The sequence below is a fragment of the Cyanobium sp. NIES-981 genome (genome assembly GCF_900088535.1).
In the GTDB taxonomy this organism is placed as follows: domain Bacteria; phylum Cyanobacteriota; class Cyanobacteriia; order PCC-6307; family Cyanobiaceae; genus NIES-981.
In genome coordinates, this window is the sequence record NZ_LT578417.1 from 1,419,502 (window position 1) to 1,443,141 (window position 23,640).

Annotated in this window: 32 protein-coding genes; 10 read left to right on the forward strand and 22 right to left on the reverse strand. The window is 66.5% G+C overall.

The window, feature by feature from the left end:
* Window positions 1–641: 641 nt before the first annotated feature.
* Window positions 642–1,448 (reverse strand): hypothetical protein, encoded by an 807-nt coding sequence (locus CBM981_RS07200; RefSeq protein WP_157665370.1) that lies wholly within the window; start codon window positions 1,446–1,448, stop codon window positions 642–644.
* A gap of 110 nt (window positions 1,449–1,558) precedes the next feature.
* On the reverse strand, window positions 1,559–2,830 hold the full coding sequence (locus tag CBM981_RS07205) for a serine hydrolase (protein ID WP_087069265.1): 1,272 nt from the start codon (window positions 2,828–2,830) through the stop codon (window positions 1,559–1,561).
* A gap of 183 nt (window positions 2,831–3,013) precedes the next feature.
* On the opposite strand from CBM981_RS07205, the gene CBM981_RS07210 reads away from it, so the two are divergent.
* A complete protein-coding gene (locus CBM981_RS07210; protein WP_087067866.1) occupies window positions 3,014–3,424 on the forward strand; it encodes an MliC family protein in 411 nt (136 codons plus the stop codon).
* 10 nt (window positions 3,425–3,434) lie between these two features.
* Here the strand turns inward: CBM981_RS07210 and CBM981_RS07215 are convergent, their stop codons facing one another.
* Window positions 3,435–4,079, reverse strand: coding sequence for a hypothetical protein (locus tag CBM981_RS07215; RefSeq protein ID WP_197686676.1), 645 nt, complete (start codon window positions 4,077–4,079; stop codon window positions 3,435–3,437).
* Window positions 4,080–4,219: 140 nt separating this feature from the next.
* The gene (locus CBM981_RS07220) at window positions 4,220–5,716 is read right to left on the reverse strand and encodes a glycosyl hydrolase family 57 (RefSeq protein WP_087067867.1); all 1,497 of its coding nucleotides are present in this window, start codon (window positions 5,714–5,716) and stop codon (window positions 4,220–4,222) included.
* A 90-nt stretch (window positions 5,717–5,806) separates the two neighbouring features.
* Between CBM981_RS07220 and CBM981_RS07225 the strand changes: the two genes are divergently transcribed.
* Window positions 5,807–6,067 carry a hypothetical protein gene (locus tag CBM981_RS07225; protein ID WP_172820845.1) on the forward strand — a complete coding sequence of 87 codons (261 nt, stop codon included), beginning with the start codon at window positions 5,807–5,809 and terminating at the stop codon, window positions 6,065–6,067.
* A 33-nt stretch (window positions 6,068–6,100) separates the two neighbouring features.
* On the opposite strand, the gene CBM981_RS07230 is transcribed toward CBM981_RS07225, so the two are convergent.
* Together CBM981_RS07230 and CBM981_RS07235 are read right to left on the reverse strand one after the other, a co-directional pair.
* Window positions 6,101–6,781, reverse strand: coding sequence for a phosphoribosyltransferase (locus CBM981_RS07230; RefSeq protein ID WP_087067868.1), 681 nt, complete (start codon window positions 6,779–6,781; stop codon window positions 6,101–6,103).
* Between the two features lie 33 nt (window positions 6,782–6,814).
* Entirely contained in the window at window positions 6,815–7,501 is a 687-nt protein-coding gene (locus tag CBM981_RS07235; RefSeq protein ID WP_225867587.1) for a dienelactone hydrolase family protein, read from the reverse strand.
* Between the two features lie 136 nt (window positions 7,502–7,637).
* Here CBM981_RS07235 and CBM981_RS07240 point away from each other — a divergent pair, with 136 nt between their 5' ends.
* On the forward strand, window positions 7,638–8,297 hold the full coding sequence (locus tag CBM981_RS07240) for a L,D-transpeptidase family protein (protein ID WP_087067870.1): 660 nt from the start codon (window positions 7,638–7,640) through the stop codon (window positions 8,295–8,297).
* A gap of 53 nt (window positions 8,298–8,350) precedes the next feature.
* Here the strand turns inward: CBM981_RS07240 and dcd are convergent, their stop codons facing one another.
* Window positions 8,351–8,875 (reverse strand): dCTP deaminase, encoded by a 525-nt coding sequence (gene dcd / locus CBM981_RS07245; protein WP_087067871.1) that lies wholly within the window; start codon window positions 8,873–8,875, stop codon window positions 8,351–8,353.
* A 59-nt stretch (window positions 8,876–8,934) separates the two neighbouring features.
* Here dcd and CBM981_RS07250 point away from each other — a divergent pair, with 59 nt between their 5' ends.
* Window positions 8,935–9,120 carry a hypothetical protein gene (locus CBM981_RS07250; protein ID WP_087069268.1) on the forward strand — a complete coding sequence of 62 codons (186 nt, stop codon included), beginning with the start codon at window positions 8,935–8,937 and terminating at the stop codon, window positions 9,118–9,120.
* A gap of 22 nt (window positions 9,121–9,142) precedes the next feature.
* Here the strand turns inward: CBM981_RS07250 and CBM981_RS07255 are convergent, their stop codons facing one another.
* Both CBM981_RS07255 and CBM981_RS07260 read right to left on the reverse strand, forming a co-directional pair.
* Window positions 9,143–9,748: a TMEM175 family protein gene (locus CBM981_RS07255; protein ID WP_225867588.1), complete on the reverse strand. Its 606-nt coding sequence runs from the start codon at window positions 9,746–9,748 to the stop codon at window positions 9,143–9,145.
* A 50-nt stretch (window positions 9,749–9,798) separates the two neighbouring features.
* Window positions 9,799–10,731 carry a DUF5996 family protein gene (locus CBM981_RS07260; RefSeq protein WP_225867589.1) on the reverse strand — a complete coding sequence of 311 codons (933 nt, stop codon included), beginning with the start codon at window positions 10,729–10,731 and terminating at the stop codon, window positions 9,799–9,801.
* A 269-nt stretch (window positions 10,732–11,000) separates the two neighbouring features.
* Between CBM981_RS07260 and CBM981_RS07265 the strand changes: the two genes are divergently transcribed.
* The 5 genes from CBM981_RS07265 (at window position 11,001) to CBM981_RS07290 (ending at window position 13,902) form a co-directional block, all read left to right on the forward strand.
* Window positions 11,001–12,115, forward strand: a protein-coding gene (locus CBM981_RS07265) for an IS3 family transposase (protein ID WP_369801647.1) whose coding sequence is annotated in 2 segments (ribosomal slippage) — window positions 11,001–11,262 and window positions 11,262–12,115 — 1,116 coding nt in all. Because the reading frame shifts where the segments join, the coding sequence is not laid out codon by codon here.
* A gap of 2 nt (window positions 12,116–12,117) precedes the next feature.
* Complete coding sequence (locus CBM981_RS16195) at window positions 12,118–12,333, forward strand: HIT family protein (RefSeq protein ID WP_369801691.1); 216 nt, start codon at window positions 12,118–12,120, stop codon at window positions 12,331–12,333.
* 50 nt (window positions 12,334–12,383) lie between these two features.
* Window positions 12,384–12,794: a hypothetical protein gene (locus CBM981_RS07275; protein ID WP_087067874.1), complete on the forward strand. Its 411-nt coding sequence runs from the start codon at window positions 12,384–12,386 to the stop codon at window positions 12,792–12,794.
* Between the two features lie 308 nt (window positions 12,795–13,102).
* On the forward strand, window positions 13,103–13,387 hold the full coding sequence (locus tag CBM981_RS07285; RefSeq protein ID WP_087067875.1) for a DUF1778 domain-containing protein: 285 nt from the start codon (window positions 13,103–13,105) through the stop codon (window positions 13,385–13,387).
* Window positions 13,384–13,902 (forward strand): GNAT family N-acetyltransferase, encoded by a 519-nt coding sequence (locus CBM981_RS07290; protein ID WP_087067876.1) that lies wholly within the window; start codon window positions 13,384–13,386, stop codon window positions 13,900–13,902. Before CBM981_RS07285 ends, CBM981_RS07290 begins: the two co-directional genes overlap by 4 nt.
* Before the next feature lie 334 nt (window positions 13,903–14,236).
* Here CBM981_RS07290 and CBM981_RS07295 read toward each other — a convergent pair whose 3' ends face one another.
* From CBM981_RS07295 to istA, 11 genes are all read right to left on the reverse strand, one after another.
* The gene (locus CBM981_RS07295; protein WP_087067877.1) at window positions 14,237–14,737 is read right to left on the reverse strand and encodes a GNAT family N-acetyltransferase; all 501 of its coding nucleotides are present in this window, start codon (window positions 14,735–14,737) and stop codon (window positions 14,237–14,239) included.
* Window positions 14,734–15,027 (reverse strand): DUF1778 domain-containing protein, encoded by a 294-nt coding sequence (locus CBM981_RS07300; protein ID WP_087067878.1) that lies wholly within the window; start codon window positions 15,025–15,027, stop codon window positions 14,734–14,736. Before CBM981_RS07300 ends, CBM981_RS07295 begins: the two co-directional genes overlap by 4 nt.
* Before the next feature lie 403 nt (window positions 15,028–15,430).
* A complete protein-coding gene (locus tag CBM981_RS07305) occupies window positions 15,431–15,847 on the reverse strand; it encodes a PIN domain-containing protein (RefSeq protein WP_087067879.1) in 417 nt (138 codons plus the stop codon).
* An 8-nt stretch (window positions 15,848–15,855) separates the two neighbouring features.
* Entirely contained in the window at window positions 15,856–16,125 is a 270-nt protein-coding gene (locus CBM981_RS07310; protein WP_087067880.1) for a prevent-host-death protein, read from the reverse strand.
* 623 nt (window positions 16,126–16,748) lie between these two features.
* Window positions 16,749–16,874 (reverse strand): hypothetical protein, encoded by a 126-nt coding sequence (locus CBM981_RS16040; RefSeq protein ID WP_255376849.1) that lies wholly within the window; start codon window positions 16,872–16,874, stop codon window positions 16,749–16,751.
* A 5-nt stretch (window positions 16,875–16,879) separates the two neighbouring features.
* The gene (locus CBM981_RS07320) at window positions 16,880–17,146 is read right to left on the reverse strand and encodes a DUF1778 domain-containing protein (protein WP_087067881.1); all 267 of its coding nucleotides are present in this window, start codon (window positions 17,144–17,146) and stop codon (window positions 16,880–16,882) included.
* 80 nt (window positions 17,147–17,226) lie between these two features.
* Window positions 17,227–17,580: a type II toxin-antitoxin system PemK/MazF family toxin gene (locus CBM981_RS07325; protein WP_225867590.1), complete on the reverse strand. Its 354-nt coding sequence runs from the start codon at window positions 17,578–17,580 to the stop codon at window positions 17,227–17,229.
* Between the two features lie 26 nt (window positions 17,581–17,606).
* The gene (locus CBM981_RS07330; RefSeq protein ID WP_087067883.1) at window positions 17,607–17,867 is read right to left on the reverse strand and encodes an AbrB/MazE/SpoVT family DNA-binding domain-containing protein; all 261 of its coding nucleotides are present in this window, start codon (window positions 17,865–17,867) and stop codon (window positions 17,607–17,609) included.
* 279 nt (window positions 17,868–18,146) lie between these two features.
* Window positions 18,147–19,085, reverse strand: coding sequence for an IS481 family transposase (locus CBM981_RS07335; protein ID WP_087067884.1), 939 nt, complete (start codon window positions 19,083–19,085; stop codon window positions 18,147–18,149).
* Between the two features lie 337 nt (window positions 19,086–19,422).
* Window positions 19,423–20,190: an IS21-like element helper ATPase IstB gene (istB, locus tag CBM981_RS07340; protein WP_304441605.1), complete on the reverse strand. Its 768-nt coding sequence runs from the start codon at window positions 20,188–20,190 to the stop codon at window positions 19,423–19,425.
* The gene (gene istA, locus CBM981_RS15850) at window positions 20,105–21,661 is read right to left on the reverse strand and encodes an IS21 family transposase (RefSeq protein ID WP_087067414.1); all 1,557 of its coding nucleotides are present in this window, start codon (window positions 21,659–21,661) and stop codon (window positions 20,105–20,107) included. The genes istB and istA overlap by 86 nt, the downstream gene beginning before the upstream one ends.
* 176 nt (window positions 21,662–21,837) lie before the next feature.
* Here istA and CBM981_RS07350 point away from each other — a divergent pair, with 176 nt between their 5' ends.
* The gene (locus CBM981_RS07350) at window positions 21,838–22,467 is read left to right on the forward strand and encodes a Fic family protein (protein ID WP_087067885.1); all 630 of its coding nucleotides are present in this window, start codon (window positions 21,838–21,840) and stop codon (window positions 22,465–22,467) included.
* 653 nt (window positions 22,468–23,120) lie between these two features.
* Here the strand turns inward: CBM981_RS07350 and CBM981_RS07360 are convergent.
* Complete coding sequence (locus tag CBM981_RS07360) at window positions 23,121–23,330, reverse strand: hypothetical protein (protein WP_087067887.1); 210 nt, start codon at window positions 23,328–23,330, stop codon at window positions 23,121–23,123.
* Window positions 23,327–23,581, reverse strand: coding sequence for an addiction module protein (locus tag CBM981_RS07365; protein ID WP_225867636.1), 255 nt, complete (start codon window positions 23,579–23,581; stop codon window positions 23,327–23,329). The genes CBM981_RS07360 and CBM981_RS07365 overlap by 4 nt, the downstream gene beginning before the upstream one ends.
* Window positions 23,582–23,640: the final 59 nt, after the last annotated feature.

The window sequence follows — 23,640 nt, forward strand, 5'->3', positions numbered from 1 at the left end:
AATAATCGCCTCGCCATGACCAGCTGGCTGGGTCACGGAGGGGGAGAACTCGCCTCGCGACGAGATTTTTTCTGCAAACTCCTAGCGGGTTCAGGTGATAAAGGTTGTCAAAAACTCGTCGAAGCCGTGCATCCTGGGCAGGCAGTTTGGTCGCGATCAACAAGGGGATTGCTACCGCAATTGCCGTGCTCCTAGTCCATGCGCATGGGCAACCCAGCAATGGTTGGAGCCCTCGGGCTGACGGCCATGGGGAGTGCCGGGCATGCCAATCGTGGCGAAGTCCCAGCGGATCGGATTCAGGCCGGCGATTATCACGAGGCGACCGGATGTGCAACTCCGAAGACCTGAAGAGTCGACGGAGGCAATATCATCTTGACCAATAGGGCGCATAGCGGGCGTGTGGCAGCCCAACTGGCCGCAGCTGTTGCAGCTGATGTTCCGCCAGCCGACATGATGGCCTTTGCGCCCAGCTCAAAATTTCATGCATTGACGGCTTGGCAGCTTGTCCTGGTCACGGGCAGGAAGCAGAACAGCTATGAGCGCCTAGGCTTCGCTCGCCACCTTGCGGCGGAAGTTCACTGCCTTGCGACTCGTCTTTGCCCTGCGCGAGCCCTGTGGGTCCGCTTAAGAATGCAGCAGCCTCATGCAGCTTCCACCAGATCTTGGAGCCTGCGAATAGCCAATGAGACCGGCAGAAGCGATACGTTTTCGACGGACATCACTTCACCCCGCGCAAACGGGTTATCGAGATCAGCAATCAGCAACAGCAACTTGATCAACAGGAATGATATCACGGCAATAAAGAAAAGAGATTCTCCAAATGGCTCAATTTCAGTAAGAATAAGTCCTCCAATGAGGAATCCAGTCCCTGCATAGGCCATCCAGTAGACAGTGGGCACAAAAGTGATTTCACGTATCACCTCGATCCGATACAAGGCGCGCCGAATGTTAGCCAGTTCGAGCAGAAGGCGAGCCTGCAGTGGGGCCGCTAGCCAGATACCCAGCTGTTGGATTGAACGCTGCAGTTCATCGAGGCAATCCAGAAGCCTGGTGTCGAGGCCGCCATGCTTCATCCAGGCCAGGAGCTCCTCACTGAAGCGAACCAGCAACGCCAATGAACCAACGACCTCAGCCTCCGGATGAAGCTCCCGAATACTTCTGACCTCCATGGCGAGGCACTCCAGAGCAGCGGCCAATTCGCCTGGAATCTTCTCACTCTCCTTGTAATCCATCAAGATCCCATTCAACAGGAAGCCCAACAGAAATACCTCGGATGCCACCAATGCCGGGAGCAGGAGATTCGGGTCCAGTACTTCCCAGCCCATGCGGTGCACCAGGAGCTTCACGGCCAAGAGGGCCAACAGAATCAGGCCAACCCGGCTGAAAAACCAGACACGCCCCAGCCAGGGGAAACGCTGCGCCTCGGGGTCCAGCTGATCAGCAAACATTATTTCGGGATATATAAACGGCATAATGACAGAACTTTGCAGAAAACCCCTTGTCTCTGACCCCTTGTCTCCCTTCAGCGCCGAGGGATTTCAAGTGGTTTCCAGACCGATCAGCGTCGAACCGAGTGGCTAACGAGATGGCGACTGATCGCCCGGTAGGCCGGCAGGGTGGTGGCGTCGTTGGCGGCGTTGCCGGCCACCGGGTGGGAGGCGAAGCGGGCGATCACCACCCGGGCCGCCGGGTCGATCCAGAGCGACTGGCCGTGCACGCCCCGGGCCATGACGGTGCCGTTGGCGTCATGGCTCACCCACCACATGCCGCGGTAGCTCCAGCCCTGGAGCTGCTTGTAGCCGGCCCGGGCGAAGGCGGCCCGATCGCCGCCGGCGCGGATGCCGCGGATCACCGCCGCGGGGATCACCTGCTCGGTGCCGACGCGGCCCTCCTCGAGCATCAGCTGGCCGACACGGGCCATGTCGCGCAGGGAGGCGTTGAAGCCGCCGCCGGCGAAGGGGGTGCCGATCGAATCCACGCTGAAGAAGGCGCCGGCCTCAGCTCCCAGGCGGCTCCACAGCCGCTCGGCCATCACATCGGTGAGGGGCTGGCCGGTGGCGCGGCTGATCAGCCAGCCGAGCACGTCGGTGTTCACGGTCTTGTAGCCGAAGGCCTGGCCATGAACCCCCTTCGGCTTCACCGTCTGCAGGAATTCGAAGTAGGTGCGAGGGCCGCTGTAGTCGGACGGCTTGGGCAGGGCGTTACCAGCGGCGGCGTGCTTCCAGACGCCGGCGTTCAGATCGGCGTAGTCCTCGGAGTAGTCGAGGGCGGTGGTCATGTCGAGCACCTGGCGCACGGTGGCCTCGCCGAAGGCGCTGCCGGCCAGCTCCGGGATGGTGGCGCACACCTGCGCGTTGGCGTTCAGCACGCCCTCGGCCACCAGCACCTCACCGAGCAGCCCCACCAGCGACTTGGTGAGTGACATGGCGGCATGGCGGCCGGTGGGGCCCAGGCAGCCGGCGTAGCGCTCGTAGACCACCGCGCCCCGGTGCAGCACCAGGAGGCCGTCGGTGAAGTTGGCGTCGAAGGCCTGCCCCCAGGTCATCGGCTGGCTGGTGCCCCAGGGCTGGAAGCGCACGGCGTCGAGGTCGGCACGTTCCTGGCGCGGCAGGGGGCGCACGGGTCCGAGCCCGCGGCTCACGGCCCGGGTGGGCATCAGCTGGTCGGTGTGGCACACGCTCCAGCGCAGCCGGGGGAAGCTGAAGGCCTGGGGATCCCCGAATCCGATCACCCGATCCGGCGGCGGCGGCGAGCCCTGCATCCAGCCAAGCGTGCGCGGATCGGAGGAGGCGGCGGTCCAGGGGCGCCCGTCCGGAGCTGCGGCGCCCATCGCCGCGGCCGGTGCCAGCAGCAGAAGGGCCGTCAGGACCAGGGCACCCGGCAGGGGAAGCCAGCCATGAAGCGGAAGACGACGGGTGATCGGACGCCTGGCTGCTGCTTCCAGAGTGGCGTCAGCTGACGGCCCCGCCAAGCGCCTGCAACGGGCCGAGACTGGTGGGCAGCCGCGGATTGGATGGTGCTGCAACCCTGTTCTGCCCTGATCGCCCGCCTGGCCAGTGCGCCGCTGGCTGTCGGCATGCTGCTGCTCACGGCCGTGGCTCCCGTGGCTGGCGTGGCTCCCGTGGCAGCGGAAGACCTTGGGGTGGAGCTGGGGGAGCCGGTGCTCTACCGCTGCAGCGGCGCCAGGGAACTGGCGGTGCGCTACGGCCGCCTCAGCGACGACAGCCTCGCGTTCGTGCGGCTGCAGCCGCCCGGCGGGCAGCTCCTCACCTTGCCGCAGCTGGTGTCGGGCTCGGGAGCGCGCTACAGCAGCGGCCAGCTCTGGCAGTGGTGGAGCAAGGGGGAGGAGGGCTTCCTGCAGCGTCTGGACGACCAGGGCGACTGGCAGACCGTGCTGGAGGGCTGCATCACGGACAGCGAGTGAGCCCGGTGGCTCAGCCGCCCACCACGAAGGCATCCACGATCACGTAGGTCTCCGGGCCGAAGCGGATCACGCTCTGATCGTCGCGACGGGACACCGCGAAGGACCAGCCGGCCGACCCGTCCGCCTGGGCGCTGTCGGCGCCGTAGGGGGTGGTGCCCCGGAAGAACAGGGCCCGCTTGCGGCCGTCGGGCTTGGTGATCTCCACCAGGGTGGTGCCGTCCTCGCCCCAGCGGCGCTTCACCCCGGCCGGGCAGCTTCCGCTGGGTTCGCCGCCGTCAAAGCCGCAGGCCACCGAAGTGGTGGCGTTGTAGTCGGTGCCCGGCACCAGGGCGTCGCCCCCGGTGGAATCCGAGCGGGGGAAGGAAGCCGAGCTTGGGATCGACACCAGCGTGGTGCCGTCCACCGTGGCGACCACCCGGCCGCCCAGGGCCGCCGCGGCCTCGACACTGGGGCAGCCCACCAGCACCGCACTGTCATCGAGGTAGGAGGAGGTGGCCGCACTTTCGCCGAGGCGCCGGCAGGGATCCCCCGCCGCGGGGTAGCCGTCGCCGAACGGAGCCAGGCGGGCGGGGATGGGGGTGGGCGTCGGCGCGGCGAGCGAGGACGGCCCTTCGCCAGCCGAGCCGCGGCCCGCCAGCCCGATGGCGAGCACCATCGCGATGGAGGCCGGGACACCAAGGGAGGCCAGTGAAGCCGCCCCCCCCTTGTGGGGGTCTCTGGTGATGAAGTCCCGTTCTGATCGCTGCATCGCTCCTGGGAGGCATCGACACGGCGATCGTATGGGAATTGCTCGGCTCAGGCAGAGGGCGGCGAACCCCCGAGGGCAGCGACGCCGCGCCGGTGGATCTCTCGGGCGTAATCGGTCCAGACGCCCTGGCCCCAGTAGCGGAAACAGCTGGTTTCGAGCAGCAGCAGATGGAGTAGAGCTTCCTGATAGGCGGGGGTCGCGGTTGTGGCGGGGTCAACAGCCACCAGGGGATCGAACACCTGGTGGAAGCGGGCGCTGAGCTGGTTCATCGGTTCCAGCACGTTGGTGTAGCCCTCCACCCAGCTGAGGTCGTTGGTCCAGGAGGCGCCCTCCATGGCGAAGGAGGGATCACTCGCCTGCAGCGCGGTGATGGCCGCTGTCGTAGCCGCCGGGGTGCCGCCCTGGGTCGGTGGGCCGCCCAGCTGCTGCCAGAGCCGCTGCTGCCCCACCGCCTGGATCCGGGGGTACGCGGCGGACGGCAGGCCGGCGGCCTCCAGCAGTTCGAGGTATTCCGTGCCGTTGATCGCCACGGTGCCCGCGGCGGCGCCACCCGCGGTGCCGCCTTGTTCGGCGGCGATGCGCTGATGGGCCTGGATGAAGGCGGGCGGGAATTCGTTCATCATCACGCCGCCGTTTTCGCCATCGGCGATCTGGCTCACCACTGGGGGAATCGGGATCCCCCCCAGCGCCACCCGGTCCATCCCCAGAGCCTGGTCGTACGGCTGCATCTGGCCCACCAGCTTGGTGTCGGAACCCTGGGTCTTGATCAGGGCGGTGATGGACACTTCGTCCCCGCTGGAACTGCGGGCCACCAGTTGGTTCGGGAGGAAGCGCTGCCCATCACGCAGGGGTGAACCGTCCAGGTTCTCCACGCTGTGCTCCTGCACCAGCAGCCAGCGGTAGCCGCACTCCCGCAGCGCCTGCACCAGGGCAAAGAGCGTGTCGGGATGGTTGGGCAGGGCCATCTCCGGCAGGGAGAAGCCCTTCACCCGCTGCAGGGCCGCGTCGCCGAACAGGGCCGCGAACTGGTGCTGCCAGGCCTGGATCTGCAGCAACAGATCGGGGATGGGCGTGGAGGGCGCCACGGCATGGCCCCAGAAGGTGCCCAGCCACTCCACATGGGGCTGGAGGGTGGGATCGCAGGCCAGCGATTGCAGCGCCGCGAGAATGTCGTGGCGGCCCATCTGCTGGAAACCCCACAGCAGGGTGCCGGAGTAATCGAGCATGATCCGCGGGTTGCACCCCTCCCGGATCAGCTGAGGAAGGATCTCGGCCAGGCGCCTGTAGCAGTGGGCGAAGGGTTCGGCGTTGTGGTTGTCGCCCTCGCCCGGGTGCTCGAGCATGTACTGCAGGTGGCAGATCAGCTCGCCCTGCGCCCCGGCCGGAATCGTGGGCTGGTGCATGTGCAGGGCACAGGCGAAACAGGAGCGGATCGCCCCCAGCTGAAGGTTGGTGTGGGACAGCGCCACCGGGCCGGGCTGCTGCACCAGGGCCAGGAGCTCGGCTTCGCGGCCGGCGAGCGGCGGCAGGGTTTGGTGGCTCATGGCTGGGGGGATGGCGCCGATGCGAAAGGGCTTGGCGCGTGGCCATGAGCAGCAGCCCTCCTACAGTTGCACCAGCTGAGTGTTCGCCCGGTGAAGCAGGCCTCCCTCGTTCTCGCCACGGCCCTCCTGAGCCTTCCGGCCTGGATCCCCAGCGCAGCCCTGGCCCAGAAGCGGATTCCCAAACTGCCGGGCTATGACGAGTGCCCGCTCGGGTATGTGAATGACCTCAAGCAGCACTGCAATTCGCCCATCTACTACGAGATGAAGCCCACCAACGGCAAGCCCTGCGAGTCGGGCTGGATGAATGTTGGGGCGGGCTACTGCAAGAAGAAAACCCTGGGCATCTTTTGAACCCGGCCGCCGGCCTGACGTGGCGGCCAGTGCTCAGGGCCCCGCCGGCAGCGGCTCCCCTGCCGGCGGGGTGGTGTTGAGCAGGGCCAGCACCTGCTCATCCCGAAGCTGCTCGAAGTGCTCGTACCACAGCCCCACGGCCCGGAGATCATCCACGGAGGCCAGGGCCACCAGCCGATCCACCTGCCGGCTCAGGTCCGTGGCGACCACCCGATCCACCACCGGCACGGCCAGCTCCAGCGAGGCCGGCTCCAGCTGGCGCAGGGAAAGCAGGGCCGCCTGCATCGTCATGCCGGTGGCGATGCCGTCATCCACCACGATCAGATGGCGGCCCCGCAGCCGCTCGGCCGGCGGATCGCCGAAAAGCTGCTGCCGGCGGCGCAGTTCCTGCTCCTGCGCCGCCAGCCAGCCGTGGGTGGTGGCGTTGGTCGCCCGGCGGCGGGCGCCCTCGCCGTTGCGCCACACCACCACCCCGCCGGCGGCCACCGCACCGATCGCCAGCTCCGGCGAGGCCGGATCGGCCACCTTGCGCACCGACCAGGTGGCCAGGGGTAGGCCCAGGCGCGAGGCCATCGCCGCCGCCACCGGCACACCCCCTCGCGGCAGCGCCAGCAGGGTGGTGTCATGCGCGCGGCCCCGGCGGTCGGCGAAGGCGTGCGCCAGGGCCACACCCGCCTGGTGGCGATCGGTCCAGAGAGGGGGTCGAGCAGCCATGGTCTGAGGAGGGGTAGGGGATCCTGGAAGCCTTCAGGGCCTGGCCCCTGCGAGGTGCTGGAGAAACCAGGTGCGGGCCAGCTGGGCAACCTGCTCCAGGGTTCCGGGCTCCTCGAACAGATGGCTGGCTCCCGGCACCACCTGGAGGGCATGGGGGGCGGTGAGCCGCGCGGCGGCCCAGCGATTGAGCTGCAGCACCTCCAGGTCGGCTCCGCCGACGATGAGCAGCGTGGGGCTGCCCACCCGCGCCAGGGCCTCGGCAGCGAGATCCGCGCGCCCCCCGCGGGACACCACGGCGCCCACCCGATCCGGGCGAGCCGCTGCCGCCGTGAGGGCGGCGGCAGCGCCGGTGCTGGCCCCGAACAGGCCGATCGGCAGGCCGCCCAGCTCCGCCTGGCAGCCTGCCCAGTCGATCGCCCCGATCAGGCGCCGGCCAAGCAGGGGGATGTCGAAACGCAGCGAGCGATCCAGCGCATCGCGGCGCCCCTCGGCGGTGGTGAGCAGATCGAACAGCAGCGTGGCCAGCCCGCCCTCCATCAGCACCCTCGCCACGGCGCGGTTGCGGCGGCTGAAGCGGCTGCTGCCGCTGCCGTGGGCGAACAGCACCAGGGCGGCAGCAGGATCCGGCAGCGTGAGGCTGCCTGCCAGCACGACGCCTGCCGACTGGACGATGACCTCGCGTTCGATGACGCTCGAACGGCTCACAGTGGAACGGCTCACAGGGTTCTGCCCGCACCGGCAGCTCTTCCCCATCCCTAGCCACGCCGCTGCCACCGGACAGCGGGCTGCCCGGCCGCCAGCGGCAGACCAGCTCATGCACGGCCCGGCATCATGGGCCCGGACGTGCGGGCCCGCCATGCCTCGTGTAGCAACCCTTGGCCTGATGGGGGTCGCTCTTCTGGCCCTGTCCGGCTGTGGGGAGAGCCAGCAGGCCAGGCAGGAGGCCACCGGCATCACGGGCCCGATCAAGATCGAGCTCGATCCGGGCGATCCCTCCCTGAGCTTCGGTGTGCTGCCCCGCGGCGAAGACCGCACCGTGTTCAAGGTGGGCTTCGGCCGCAAGGGCATCACCTGCGCGGGCAGCCGCTTCGAGGAGGGCTACACGCCGCTGGGGCGATTCAAGGTGAATGCGATTCTCAGCAACGACCGCTTCGTGATGGATCCGGCGCTGATCGCCCAGTCGGGAAAATCCGAGACCGAGCTGAAAACAACCCTGTTCCGCAACATGAACGCGATCGACTTCAGCGGCGATGGCGAAACCGGTGAGTACGGCATCGGCTACGTGAGCCTGGCACCGGTGGACAGCGTGCCGCAGCCCTTTGCGTTCAACACCTACGACGGCACATTCCGCTGGTACAGCTTCGCCATCCACGGCAGCAACAACGATGCGCGCATCGGTGAGCAGGTGACCGGTGGCTGCCTCAACGTGGCCGAGCCCATGATGCGGACCCTGCTCCAGAGCGTGAAGCTGGGCGACGAGGTGGTGATCAGCGCCAAGGGGGCCTGCACGCCCTGAAGGCAGGGGCCAAGCCGCGCCGTGCTGCCCGCGGGCCCGGCCTGCGCAGGCGCTCAGAAGGAGTGCTCCGTCTGCCCGGCGAAGCGGCCCGCGTAGCTCTCGCTGCCCTGCAGCTTCTGGAACACGAACTGGCAGATGGCGGTGCCGGGATACACCGCCAGGGGCGCGGGGCCGAAGTTGCTCATCTCCAGCACCTGCTGGCTGTCGATGCCCGGGCCCATGAACGGGGCGCTGATGTGCACCATCAGGCCGAGGCGCGCGAAGCGGCTGCGGCCCTCGAGCCAGCCGCAGAGGCCGGGCCCCAGCCGCAGCCGCTCCTGGGTGATGCCCAGCACCGTTTCGCCCGGCATGATCAGGATGTGCTGGCCCTGGGGCACCTCGATCTTCTCGGTGAGCTCCCGGTAGTCGGTGTGCTCGCCCACGTGGATCACCGCATGCACCTTGCGGAACACGCGCACCGTGGAGGCGAGGGTGAGGTCCACCGAGGCCGGCCCCACCCGCTCCGGATCGAAGGGCGTGATCGTGATCGCGCCCTGGGCGATCGCCTGCAGGATCGCCTCCTTCCCGAGAACGGCCATGGTGTTGCCTGGGGGTGGGCGCCTGTGGATTGTGTCAGGCGGCAGGGGCGGCGGAGATGATGGGCGCCGTTGCCTGGGCCCATGCCATGAAGCTGCCGGAGGGATGGAAGGTGTGGCTGGCGGTGCTGGCGCTCAACGGCATGGCGGGCGCGATGTGGTTCGTGAACCGGGGCATCGAGCGGCCCGAGGCCGGCGGCAGCCTCTGGGCGATCCTGCGCTCGCTCGGCTCCGGCGGGGTGGGGTAGAAACGGCTCGATCGGCCCGGGTTCAGGGGGTCAGCGCCCGTTCCATCCGGCGATCGGGAACGAGCCAGATCACGGCCACCAGGATGTAGAGCGCACACGCCAGCCAGGCGCTGGCAAAGGCGAGGGGAATCGCTGCGGCATAGAGCAGCAACGAGAGCTTGCCCTTGCGATCACGGCCCAGGGCTCTGGCCAGGGCGGAGCCGGCCCCGTGATGCAGCACCAGGGTGCGCGTGAGCAGGAAATAGGCCAGCGCCGCCAGCAGCAGCACCACCCCATAGAAGGCCACGGGCAGGGCGGCGAACGGGTTCTCCCCGATCCAGGCGGTGGCGAAGGGAAACAGTGACAACCAGAACAGCAGATGCAGGTTGGCCCAGAGGGTGGCGCCGTTCACGTGCTTCACCACCTGAAAGAGATGGTGGTGGTTGTTCCAGTAGATGCCCACATACACGAAGCTCAGCACATAGCTCAGGAATCCCGGGATCAGCGCCCGCATCGCCGCCAGATCGGCCTGGGGCGGTGCCTTCAGCTCCAGCACCATGATGGTGATGATGATGGCGATGACCCCATCACTGAAGGCCTCCAGCCGGCCCTTGGCCATCCGGGGGGCACGGATCTGACTGTTCGCCATGGTTTCCGGCATCGTGTGGTGACCTCCCTGATCGGCCCGCGACTGGCGAATCACCCTGCTGCTGTGCGCTCCAGCGCCGGACGGTCCCAGTGGGCCAGATTGGCGGCAGCGTCGTAGCTGCTCTGGAGAAAGTCCAGGAGCAGGGCATCGGGATCAGCCGCCTGCCTCACCACCTCGTAGGGGAGAAGGAACTCCTGCAGCTCGGGGCTGAAGAAGGCCTCCCCGGGGTGAACGGGGGAAGCGCTGTAGCCAGCAGGGGCGGGATAGGCATAGGCATAGAACACGGGCTCGGCGATCGATCCGCCGCCGGGCCAGAAGCCGCAGCTGCTCACCTCATGGGAGTAGGCCTCCCGGGTGACCCAATCGGCCATCCCCGGAACGCCACCGGGATGGGGCGGAGCCGGACGACCGGAGAACCGGGTGAGCGCCAGATCGAAACTGCCCCAGAAAAAATGCACCGGACTCGACTTGCCGATGAATCCGGATCGGAAGAGGGTGAAGACACGATCCGCCTGCACCAGGATCTGCCAGAACCGCTGCACGGCGGCCGGATCGTAGGCCGCATGGAGCTCATCGAGCTCGAACGGAATCGGATCCGCCAGTTCCTGAGGCATGGTCCAGATCGAGACCTCGATGCCCAGCTCGTTCATGGCCGCCATCACCGCCCGGTGGAAATCGGCGACGGATCGGGGCGCCAGCTGGATGCTGCGGCTGGCTCCATCGCTGGCCTCGAGGCGCAGCTGATGCTCGAGAAAGTCGAAGCGGATCTCCAACGTGCGCGCGGCGCAGGGAATGGTGCCTGTGGTGAGTCCGCGCGGGGTCACGTAGAGCGTGGCGTGCCACCAGTGGTTGATGGCGGGCGTGAGCGCCATCCGGATCTTGCCGACGATCTGGGTCCACAGGTGCAGGGTCCTGCAGGTGTCCTGCCAGTCCGCGTAGGGCAGGCCCGGCGGCCAGGCGGCCTGGGGAGAGTGGGGCGTCATCGCCATGGCGGCGCCGGCACCGGCGTGATGTGGTCGTTCTAGCCGTGGCGGCGGCTCGAGCCGCCCGCGATCCACCCTCCCGTCGTGAATCGCCATGGCGTCAGGCCATGGGGCCGACGGGTTGGCGCTGCACCAGCCGCAATGGAACGCCGTGGTGGAGCTGCTGAAGCAGCGCCGGGAGCAGCTGAGTGCCCATGACGTGGACCCCGGGAATTGGTCCAGGGTGAATGAGAGTCCTCAGCCGGCCAGACTGGGCCGGGGACTTCACCATGAAACGCACCAGGCACACAGCGGAGCAGATCATCCGCAAGCTCAAGACCGCCGACCAGCTGATTGCCCAGGGCAAGACCGTCGCCGATGTCTGCCGCGTCATCGAGGTGACGCAGCCGACGTATCACCGCTGGCGGCAGCAGTACGGCGGCATGCAGGCCGAGGAGGCCCGCCGGCTGACGCAGCTGGAGAAGGAGAACGCCCGGCTCAAGAAGTTGTTGGCAGAAGCCGAGTTGGAGAAGGCGATGCTCAAGGACCTTGCGGAGGGAAACTTCTGAGCCCGGAACGCCGTCGCAGGGCCGTCACGGTCCTGCAGGAGCGTTACCGGGCATCAGAGCGCCAGGCCTGCCGTGTTGTGGGGCAGCACCGCAGCACCCAGCGCCATTGCGGGAAGGTCGTCGACCTGGAGGAGACCAAGCTTCGGCACCGCCTGAGGGAGATTGCAGCTGAGCACATCCGCTGGGGCCGCCGCATGGCCTACCGCCTGCTGCGTCGGGAGGGCTGGACCGTGAACCACAAGCGGGTGCAACGGCTCTGGCGGGAGGAGGGGCTGCAGCGGCCCACTCCCAGGAAGCGGAAGCGGGCACGGCCCGCCGACGGCTCGGTGAGGCGTCACCGGGCCCAGCATCCCCACCAGGTGTGGGCCATGGATTTCCAGTTCGATGCCACCGCCGATGGCCGCAGACTCAAGTTCCTGAACGTGATCGACGAGCACAGCCGCCTCTGCCTGGCGATCCGGGTGGGCAGGCGGTGCAAGGCCAAAGACGTGGTGACTGTGCTGGAGGAACTCACCAGCCTCTACCCGGCGCCAGCGTTCATCCGATCGGACAACGGCCCGGAGTTCATTGCGCAGGCCCTACGGGACTGGTGCGAGGCCAGCAGCGCCACCAGCACGGCCTACATCGCGCCGGGATCCCCATGGGAGAACGGATTCGCAGAATCCTTCAACGGCCGCTTCCGCGATGAATTCCTCAACACCGAGTTGTTCACCACAGCCCCGGAGGCTCAGATCCTGGCCGATCGCTGGCGATGGGAGTACAACTCACTCAGGCCGCATTCGGCCCTCCAGGGGCGTACGCCCCTGGAGGCAGCTCAACAAGGAGCTGCAGCATGACCATGACCACCCACTCTCATAAGCCCTGGACCGATAAAGGGGGTCACGTCACCCAGGACACCTCGATCAGCGTCTGGAACGTGGGTCTGAATTCAGGCGAGGCGACCGGGAAGACGGTGTTTCATGCGCACTGGCATCTGATTCCCAGGCGAGAGGGGGATTGCGAGGAGCCGCGGGGTGGGGTGCGGGGGGTGATCCCAACCCAGCAGGGCTATTGAGGCCAGCCAGGGCAGACTCGTCTACAACAAGCAAAGCCCAGTCCGGATCCGTGCCCTCCTACTGGTGGGTCAACCACAAGCAGACCTACCGCCAGGAAACCGACGGCGGCTACATCTGGTCGCCGAAGACGAAAGCCAACGGCGCGGGCAATGTGAGCTACGACAACCTCAGCCGCTGCCAGCGGGGGGATGTGGTGTTCAGCTATGCGAATGGGCGCATCAGCCAGATCGGGCTGGTGGAAACGGCGGCGGTCACGGCGGAGAAGCCGCCGGAGTTTGGCTCCACGGGCGAGAACTGGAGCCAGGAGGGCTGGCTGGTGCGGGTGAATTGGCAGCCGCTGCGGCAGCACCTGGTGCCGCAGACGTTTTTCGAGCTGCTTCAGCCGCTGCTGCCCGGAGGACGCCTCCAGCACTGCACTTGCAGCCTGGGATCCGGGCCGTGGAGCAGCTGCACCTGGTAGCGGTACTCGGCATCGGCGGCCTGCTCGGGGTTCTCGATCGGCTCCGCCCTGGGCTGGGATCTCAGGAAAGTGGCCAGGAGGGCAGCGGGATCGGAGGACGCGCGCAAGGTCTCCGCAAACCGCCAGGCGGCGCCGGTGGGGTAGCCGTCGTGGTGGAGATAGAGGTGGCGCACCGGGACGCCGGGAAAGCCTTTGAACGAGAAGACGGCACGGGTGGGCAAGGGGGTGGGGCGGCTGCAAGGACTGGTGCCACCGATGTCCCAGGCGATGGCTTTGGCCGTACGATGGACGTACGCCCAGGCAGCCCAATGGACACCGCCGGCAGCCGTGCTCGTGCTCGGCGGATCGAAATCCGGGCTACGACTGAAGACCGCCAACTGATTGATCGGGCTGTGGCCGCTTCCGGCACCGATCTCACCGGATTTGTGCTCACCCATCTGCGCCTCGCTGCGCAGCAGGTGCTGGCTGATCGTGAGGAGTTCCGCCTCGACCCCGAAGCGCTGGAGGCGTGGGAGCGCATCAACCAACGGCCGGCACGGTCGCTGAAGGGTCTACGCGCGCTGATGGATCGACCCTCTCCCTTCCAGGAATGAGCGCCACGTACCGGTCGCCCCGGCTGCTGGCGGCCGCTGATCGCCTCGACGGTTTCGAGTGCCGATCCGAGGAGCAGACGATCTGGCTGAGAAAGCACGCCCGCCAGGCCCATGCCCGCGGTGGCACCAGCCGGGTGTTCGTGGTCACCGAAGTCGGCGGAAGCGACGTGGTGGCGTACTACGCCTGGTGCATGGCCAGCCTCACGGCTGTGGAGGCTCCGCCGCGGCTGCGAAAAGGGGCTGGCCGTTATCCCCAGCCCGTGGCCCTGTTGGCCCGGCTGGGAGTGGACCTGCACCATGAAAGACGGGGCCTCGGTGCCGCCTTGCTGGCGGATGTGATCAGCCGCACGGCACAGATCGGCACTGAAGTGGGCTGCCGGGGATTGCTCGTCCATGCCGAGAGCACTGCAGCGCGGGCGTTCTACCTCCACCTGATCCCGGAATTCGAACCATCTCCCACCGACCCGTTGCATCTGGTGCTGCTGATGAAGGACATCCTGCGCACGCTGAGATGATTTTCCTGCGCTCGCAATCAATCCAAGAAGGGATTCCGCAAATGAGAACCGTGAAGAGCCTGGTTGAGGAACTGAGCCGGTTTCCGGATACAGAGCTGCTCCAGAACATGTGAAGCGCGCGGCTGACCAGCCATCGCCAAGCTGCAGTGCTGCTCAACCCTTGAGTTCCACCCCGCCTCCCTTCGCGACGACGTCGCCGAATGCAGGCCCATGAGCCCCATCGACCTACCGCTCATGCAGCTGGAGCTGCGGTGCGCATGCGCACGGTGCTTCTTACACACAGGCATCTGATTCCAAGGCGGGAACGGGATGTTGAAGATCCGAGAGGTGGTGCTCACCGGAGGATCTTCCTCGCGTCCTTGAGCAGCAGAAGCAGTTGCTGCTGGCGCAGCGGCGATGTGATGAATCCGAACCGGGTGTAGAAGCGGGCCGCATCGTCGTCGATGGGATGGGTCAGGATCGCCCGAATTCCGGCCTGGTCAGCGATCACCAGCGTCCGACGGATCGCGTCCTGAAGCATCCCGACACCGAGGCCACGTCCATGGTTCTCCCGTGACACGGCGAGCCTGGCCAGGATGACCACGGGCAGCGGGAATCGCCCCATGCCCGCACGGATGCGCTCTGGCGCTTTCACCGTGTCGACCTGGCCCACGGTGAGGCTGAAATAGCCGACAACGCGGTTCTCCTCGTTCGCGACGACGAACGTTCGGGCCGAGCCACTGGTCTGCGCCTGGCGGGCGTGGTGAAACAGCCAGTGATTCAGTGTGGGCTTGCCGCAGTCAAAGGCTTCCAGCCGGTGCTGGACGGCCAGCGGCTCCGGCGGCCGCCAGGTCACTGGGCGTCCCAGGGTGCCTGCCGCGTGAACAGATCACGGAGCCCTTCGTTGGCCTGTTCAGGGCGGTCCAGCAGATCGATCAGGGCCTGGGCATGGGACCCCGAGACCATGAACAGGCGCTGATCAAGGAGCGTCTGCTCGGCAGCGAGGCAGGCGCTGTCGAGGATGAAGTCGGTGAGCGACTTGTGGGTGACCTCGGCGGCACGGCGCAGCACGGCTTCCTGTTCCGGCGTGGCGCGCAGGCCGAGCCGGGCTGAGCGCGCAGGACGCGAAGCTCCGGTGGCAGCCATGGCGAATCCTCTCCTGCTTAAGCAGCTGCACAATGTTAGTACAACCGACGCACGCAACGGGTGAGGAGGCGTCCCGCAAGGCTTGGCTGAGGGCATGACGGAGGGCATGGCATGACCGTCGGGCTTCTCCGCCACCAGTGCCACCCCCGTCTCACCCCAGCGAGGATTCCTCCATGCCCCGCCACCCCCGCCACCCACGAGCGTCTGCGGCACACCATCGCCGAGCGCTTGCGCATGAGCCCCATGAATCAGCCCTTGATGCTGTAGCCGAAGGCTTCCGCGCAGCGATTGGAACTGCTCGGGCGCCGCAGCCCTGCAACGGCATCACCCGCTATGGCAGCGGTGCCTGCTCCCTGATCGACAGCGCCAATCTGCTATCGGGCGAATCGTCTGGCGGGCCATGTCAACCCCTCAGATACCGCTCCACGGTGGCGCAGGTCCAGGTGGCCACTCCGGTACCGAAGAAATCCTGATCTTCTGTCCAGACCGCACACTCCAGTTGAAGGCTGAGGGCCAGGGTGGGCCAGTCTTCGGGATCCCTGATTCGGGCCAGCGCTTCATCCCTGGCGTGCTCCAGCAGTTCATCGTCGACCACCTGCACAATGCTCAGCAGACTGTGGAGCGCTTCGGTGCAGACAGCCGCATCCAACCCCCTCCTACCTGCAAGATCGGCGACATAGCGGCTGGCTTCAGAGAAGGCCGCCTGAGCCACAAAGAAATCGGCCTGATCAGCATGGTCGGCGAGAACAGCCCGCACGCGCCGACCGAAGCAACCACGAATCAGGATGTTGGCGTCCAGTACAAGACGCTTGCGTTCCATCTCCAGCTTCAGCTTTGCTGGCCGGCACGTTGCTGCTGGCGCCAGGTCTGGAAGTCGCCTTGAAGAGTCTCTTCATCCAGGCCGATCCGCTCGAGTTCAGCCTGCATGCGGCGGCCTGCCTCCAGCAGCCTCTCCCGCTCACTCATGTCACCCTGCTGGGGGAGCGGCACATAAAGGCCGATCGTGCGGCCATGGCGGGTGACCTCGATCGGCGTGGCTGATTCCAGATGGGAGGCAAGCCTGGCCCTCAACTCCCGAATGCCAACGCGGGCCACCATGGCATCCTGGCCTACTTGTGTACACACCTTAGGCGTTCCTGGGGTCTTGGGATGAGGAACGTGGAGCGGGGCAGGACCTGCACCATGCAAGTGCCACCCCCGTCTCACCCCAGCGAGGATGCCTCCATGCCCTCGCCCCCCTCCGCCACCTACGAGCGCCTGCGGCACACCATCGCCATGCGCATGCGCATGAGCCCCATCGACCAACCGCTCATGCTCATGGAACTGCTCGGCCACGGTGTTGCCTGGCCAGAGCCTGCCCGGCCCCGGCGCAGGACGTGGCCTGGTGGATCCTGGGAAGCGCAAGGTGGGCAAGGTTCACCTTCAACGCATCAGCCGCGCTGGCAACGGTGCCGACTCCCTGAGCGGCGGCGACGAACTGAGCGATTGCGGTACCTGGCCAGCGTGGCGGAGCCACTACGCGACGAGCTGCAGCAGCTGTGCCGCCAGCACCCACATCGGAGAGACGGATCAGCAGGGTGTCGGGGTCCATGGGTGAGGGATCAAAACCCATGGGGAGAAAGAAGCTGCGGGCTTCCGCGGAGGCGGCATCAACCACGATGCCGCGCCCCTGGACGCTGCGGCAGACCGCCAACCGCGCCAGCACCACCACGGGGATGGGATCAGGCCTGTTGCGTCTGGTTGGCCAGGGCACGCTGCTGGAGCCAGCGGTTGAGGCCGGAGTCGCCGCAGCCAAAGCCTGCCGTGCTGTGATGCTGCGCCAGCGGCTGCGGCGCCAGCTGATCCATCAGCGCTACCAGGGCCTGGGTGCCGTCATGGTGCGTCGCAGGCGATCCGTGGGACTGGGAGGAGCATCGAGCTGGCGGAGAAACTGGTCAAAGTGCTCGGGCGAAACAGCCTGCCAGGCATGCTGCACCAGCAGCTCACGGGCGGCGGTGCGGGCCGCCTGCAGAACGAAGTCGGTTCGGGTGAGGCCGGAGGACCGGACTGCGTGATCGATCAGCGCCTGATCGTCGGGCGTGACCCGCAGGTTCCAGCTGAGGCGAGGGTTGGCAGCCACGGATGAACAGCAGGCCTTCAGCCACCCCAGCCCCCATGGGTCGACGGTGTCTATGCAGATGATCATCGCGACGCCATGACCTACACCACCAACCCAAGGATCTGTCCCACAATCGCCATCACCTCCTCCAGCTGGGAGTCGTGCAGTCGCCCGATCGGATGGGGGCGAGCGCCCCTGGCGCGCCAGTCGAAGGATTTGAGCTGCTGGCAGAGCACATAACTGTGGGAACCCGGCCGATCGGGGATGGGTCCCAGGTCCACCGCAAGGGTGGAGCCACGGTTGTAAGGAGCTGTGGTCATCGCGCAGCCCACCACCAGGCCCACGGTGGAATGGAAGGAAGCGGTGGAGAGCACCGCAAAGGGATGGTGGTCCTTCATCTCGCGGCCGGCCTGGGGGTTGTGGTCGATCCAGATCACATCGCCGCGATCCGGCACCCAGCCTTGGACGGCACGGCGGGGACTCACTCGATGACCTCAGCACCAACCGGACGGAAGGCCATGGCCTCGGTGGGTTCACCAGCCATGGGCTCGTAGGCCTCGAGCCGTTCGGCCAGGGAGAGGCGATGCTGCACCGGCCGGATCATCACGCCTCCCTCCACAACGGAGAGTTCCACGGTCTGATCCGCCTGAAGCTGAGCCTCACGGGCAATGGCGGCGGGCAAGCGGATGCCGAGGCTGTTGCCCCAGCGGCGCAGGGCCTGGCGGGAAGGGGTGGCAGCCATGGGACTCAGGCGTATAAACAAAAGGATAGACGCTCTTGGCCCGCTGCACGCCCACGCCAGAGGGGATCCCAGCAGGGGCGCCTGCCTGACGAGCCGCCCAAATCCAAACCTGGCCCGGTCGCCAGGCAGCCGCCAACATCGCTCCATGCCCCCCTCCGCCACCTACGAGCGCCTGCGGCACACCATCGCCATGCGCATGCGCATGAGCCCAATCCACCAACCCCTGATGCGCATGGAACTCCTGGGCCCGGGTGGTTCTAGGTGTGTTTTCTCACCAGGTCATTCAGCGATCAGCAATCGCTGGAGGGACTGCTGAGGCGTGAGGCCACCGAGAGCCATGTGGCACCTGTTGCCGTTATAGATGGCCAGATAGCGACGTAGCCAGCGGTTGCGTTCCTCTGATGTCTGGTAGGCGATCACGTAGGCCCATTCCGCCAGGATCGTTTTGATAAACCGCTCGGCCTTGCCGTTGGTTTGCGGCGTATAGGGCTTGGTGCGGATGGGTTTCAGATCCAATGCCCGGCAGGCTTTTCGCCAATCCCCTGAGCGGTAGGCGGAGCCGTTATCCGACAGGATCCTCCGGCAGGTGATCCCCTGCTCCGAGAACCAACCGACTGCACGGGCCAGGAATCCAACAGTCGTTGCCCTCTGCTCGTCGGCCAGCACCTCCACATACGCCAGGCGGGTGGCGTCGTCGATGGCGACGTGCACCTTCTCGTAGCCGGCGCCTCGGGAAGAGCCTTGACGACGGTCACCGGTGATCCGGTGACCGACCCGCTCAAACCTGGCCAGCTGTTTGGTGTCGACATGGATCATGTCGCCAGGCCGCTCCCACTGGTAGCGGCGAACTGGAACCTTGGGTTCAAGATTTCTGAGCCGTCCCAGCCCCAGGGCATTCATCACACGTCCGACGGTCGAGAGGGGCGCCTTGACGGCCCTGGCGATGCGCCGGAGAGTGCAGCGCTGGTGCCGTAGATCCACAGCCTGCTGCAGTTGCTGCGGATCGAGCGTCCGCCGCTGGGTGCGGCGAACACTCCGTCGATCCGCCAGTGCCGTTACGCCGCCATCACGGAAACGCGCCAGCCACTTGTAGGCGCTGCGCAGGCTGATCCCGGCTTGTGCCGCAAGGGCCTTGAGCGGCACGCCCTCATTGAGGTGCCGACGAATCAGGCGTTCCCGACTGATCGGCGTCAGTCGGGCATTGGGGTGGCTATGCATGGGGTGTGAGGTCTTGGGATGGGCGGTGACACCCCGACCCTGGCGACCTCACACCCAATCGTCAGCTGAACAACGTGGTGGGACTGTCCCGTGTCAATCAGGTTGAAGGGTGGCGTCAATCAGGTTGACCGGTGAGCGGCACCGGTTTTGCCCCTGCTGCAGGCCTGAACTGCCGATGAGGACTGGATCGTGACCAGGCATGTCGCGGCGCGTCAATCTGGTTGGTTGCGCGGGGAGATTGCCTCGACAGGTGGGCCAGTTGTCGCGTCGCCGCCCTGGTCTTGGACGTCTGGGCCGCTGATGCCGGTGATCGTGCCGGTGCTGACGCCCGCGTCAATTACGTTGGCGGGTCGCTGGAATCGCTGGAAACCCTTGCAGCAGCTGCCTTCTGCCGGTAGCTCTCGCCCTTGATGCCGATGATGTGGCAGTGGTGCACCAGCCGGTCCACCGCTGCCACGGTCATGGAGCCGCTGGGGAAGATGTCGTCCCACTCGCGGAAGGGCTGGTTGCTGGTCACCAGCAGTGATTTGCGCTCGTAGCGGTGGCAGATCAGCTCGAACAGCACCGAGGTCTCCAGCTCGCTGCGCCGCACGTAGGAGATGTCGTCGATCACCAGCAGGGCGTAGCGATCGAGCTTCTGCAGCATCGCCGGCAGGTCGTAGGCCGCCTTGGCCTTCTGCAGCAGCTGCACCAGCGTGGTGGCGGGGAAGAAGCGGCAGACCTGGTCCTGCGCCACCATCGCCATCGTGATGGCAATGGCCAGGTGGGTCTTGCCCACCCCGCTGGGACCGAACAGCAGCAGGTTTTCCGCCTGCAGCAGCCAGGTGGTCTGCCGCGCCAGGCTCTGGAGCTCCTGCCACTGGCGGGGATCGAGGTGCTGGTGGTCAAAGCCGTCGAGGCCCTTCTGCCAGGGGAGATGGGCACCGCGCAGCAGCCGCTGCTGACGGGCGGTCTGCCGCTGTTCCAGCTCCTGCTCGCAGAGGGCGTAGAGGAACTGGCCCGGGCTCCAGCCCTGGGCCTCAGCCTGCTCGGCCAGCGGCTGCCAGTGGCTGCGAAACCGCGCCAGCTTGAGTTGTTTGAGCAGCAGCGGCAGGGCCGCTTCCACCGCCTGTGAGCGCGGCAGCGGGGACGAGGTGGTCATAGGAGGCCAGCAGGTGTTGGGGAATGACGGGATCGGGGAGGCTCGGGCAGCGGGGCGGCACGCGAAAGCGCTGCTGCAGAGCCGAGAGGGACAGGGACTGGCGGCGCTGGGCCTGCTCCAGGAAGGCGAGCACCAACTCAAACGAGGCCACCCGCACCGCCACATACAGGGCCTCCGCCATCAGCCGGGCCGCACCGTCACGCTCACCGCCGGCCAGCAACTGCTGCCAGAACTCCCACCAGCGCTGATCCGGGAACAGGTGGCGCTGGTAGCGGCAATGGAGCAGGGCCCGGGGCTTGGCCCGCAGGCCATCGATCAGGTGCTCCAGATCGATGCACCAGGCCCGCTTCTCACCTGCGGCGCCATAGGCGCGCGGGAGCTGGCAGACCCAGCCGCTGCCCAGGAACACCACCAGCCGGTCGTGGTGCAGCCGCACCGTGACCTGACGGCCGATCAGGGTGGGCGGCACCGAGTAGATCACCTGCCTCACCTCGATCGTGCTGGTGCTCCGCACCCGCACCGTGAGCCGCTCGTAGTCGGCAAAGCGGAACGCCGGCAGAGGGGCCAGATGCTCCAGCTCCTGCTCGTAGCGCCGTTGCCGGGGGGCGTTGAGGGCGCTGAACACCTCAGCGAGAAGCTCGCCGTATTCGGCCGGCTCCTCGAAATCACAGCTGCCGCGCAGGATCAGCTTCTGCTCCAGCCGCCGTTTCACATGGCCGTTGGGTCCCTCGACGATGCCGTTCTCGTGGGCCACACCCCGGTTGTTGCGGCTGGGGGACAGGCCGTAGTGGGCACACAGGGCCTGGTAGCGGGGGGTGATGTCGAGGGCGTAGCTGCCATCCCGGTTGCGGCTGGCGGCCGAGAGCCGATCGGTGCGCAGCTCTCTGGGCACCCCACCGCAGGCGGCCAGGGCGTTCTGCAGACCCTCGGAGAGGGCCACGAAACTCTCTCCGCCGTGGACGATCTGCCCGTAGGCCCAGCCGCTCCAGGCCAGGCGGTAGTGAAAGAGAAGGTGGGGGAACGGTTGTCCGCGCAGGGTGATCGCCACCCGTTTCACCCGGGTGAAGTCGCAGAAGCCGATCTCGCCGGGCTGGTAGGCCAGCGGGAACATCACCTCCGGCGCCGGGCCATGCAGTGCCTTCCACTGCTGTACCCGCCGCTGCAGGGTGCGTTTCACCGAACTCCAGTCCTGATCAGGCTTTTGCTCCTGCAGGTGCTCCAGCAGGGTGGTGGGCGTGAGCGCTGGATGGCGCTCCAGCAGCGGCAGTAAGAGTGGTTCCCAGACCTCCGCCAATGGATCGGGTCGGCGCCTGGTGCGGGGCTTGGCGGCTTTGGGTTGGAGGCGGCCTGCATCAATGCGGTGGGCACTGCTCACCGAGATGCCCGCCGCTGCGGCAGCCACCTCCTGGCGGCTGCCGGCTCGTCGTTTGGACATGTACAGCGCAATCTGTTGAGCGGTGAGGGGAGCAGGCATGGCCCGGTGCCCTGCGCATGGCAACCGGATTCAGCAGACCCCCTCAGAAGCGGTCAACCAGATCGGCGCGACCCCTCAACCAGATTGTCGCCGGACAGTGACACATCTAGGGGGCCAAGGGCCCTGGAGATGAAGCGATGAGCCGTTACAGCGTTGTTGGGTCAGCAGCGGAGTGTGAGCCAGGGTCGAATGGCCTGGTCTTGCACAATCGACTGGGCATCAAAGATCCGGCCGTAATGGAGGTAGTAGAGCGGGATCTGCTGCTTGATCTTTACCAGACGATCATCGGAAACGGTACTCCCACCAACCGCCTCAGGATCAAAGATCTGATCGGATGGCATCGGCAATGGCTGGGATCTGTCTATGCGTGGGCAGGGAAGGTGCGAACGTTCAATCTGAGCAAGCAGGGTTTTGCCTTTGCGAGTGCTCATCTGCTGCCAGATCTTCTCAAGGCTTTTGAATCAGAGCAGCTGGCCAGGCTGACTCCATTCAATCCCGAATCGATGGATGAGCTGATCAGCAGCTTTGCTCATGTCCATGTTGAGTTCGTGCTCATTCATCCCTTCCGCGAAGGAAATGGGCGAATCGCGCGCCTGCTGATTGACGTAATGGCATGCCAGGCAGGGATCGGTCCGCTGGACTATTCGGCCTGGGATCAACACCGAGAGCAGTATTTTGCTGCGATCCGCGCAGGGGCCGTGCTGGAAATGGCCCCGATGGAGGAACTTTTCAGGCAGGTGTTGCCTGGCTCGACTGACGATCCGTGAGTGCACGCTCAATCTCAGCAACTGGCTGGCCTGTTTCGATGGCCGTAGAACTGGCGACAGCACGGATGATGCGCGTGTCAAGCGGCAGCACACTCGCTTGCTGGCGCAGCCGTTCAAGCTCAGGGTCGGAACTGGGCATCGGCACGATCATTCCACCCTTCATTCTTGCAGCAATGTCGCAGGAGAGTGCCCCCATCACCCCCAGACAGGATGCCCCCATGCCCCCGCCCCCCTCCACCACCTACGAGCGCCTGCGCGAGACCATCGCCAAGCGCATGCGCATGAGCCACATCTACCAACCGCTCATGCTCATGGAACTGCTCGGCCTCCGCAGCCTGGTCCCGGCGCAGAACGTGGCCCGGCGGATCCTGGGAAACGGATGGTGGGCAAGGTGCTCACCGGCAACGGCATCACCCGCTGCGAGAAGGGCACCTACGCCCTGGTGGGAGGCGAGCAGCTGAGCGACGCCGAGCGCGACCAGTTGCTGGAGCTCTGCCGCCAACGCCTCGATGCCTTCCGCGCGCCGATCAGTGGTTATTACTGCGCGCTGGAGGGCAGCGGCCGTGTGCTGCTGGGGAACGAACTGGTGCTCTGCCTCGCCGAGGGCTACCTGCTGCCACAACCCCTGCTAGCACTGGGCCTGCCATGCCCGTTCAGGTGCGCTGCTGCCAACGGTGGGGATCCTGGCGGCCGTGCAGAGCGATCACGAGGATTTCAGCGCCCTGCTCGCGGTAATAGACGGCATAGGGAAATCGACCCAGCACCAGCCTGCGGATCGGGCCGTGAATCAAAGGGAAGGATTGGGGGCTTTGGCGGATGCGCTCCACCGCCTCCGGCAGGAAGCGCACTGCAGGCAGCGTCATCCCATGCCGAGCTGGCTGCGCACCTCATCCCAGCCCAGAGCTGCGTCAGGGTTGCTGAGATGGGCTGTCCAGCGCCGATCCAGCTCAGCGCAGAGGTCGGGATCGAGCGGCAGCGCCCCATCTCGGGCCTGGTCATCGAGGCTGTCCCAGAGGGCGATCGCCAAGGCCAACCGCTCGCTCGGCGGCAGTTGCAGCAGGTCAGACATGGGCGCCATCGCCACCACATCCAGCGAGGGACCCACTGTAGGCACGGTCAAAGGGGAGCAATGGGACTCGAGAGATGGATGCCATGGCGCATGAGCTTCTCCTC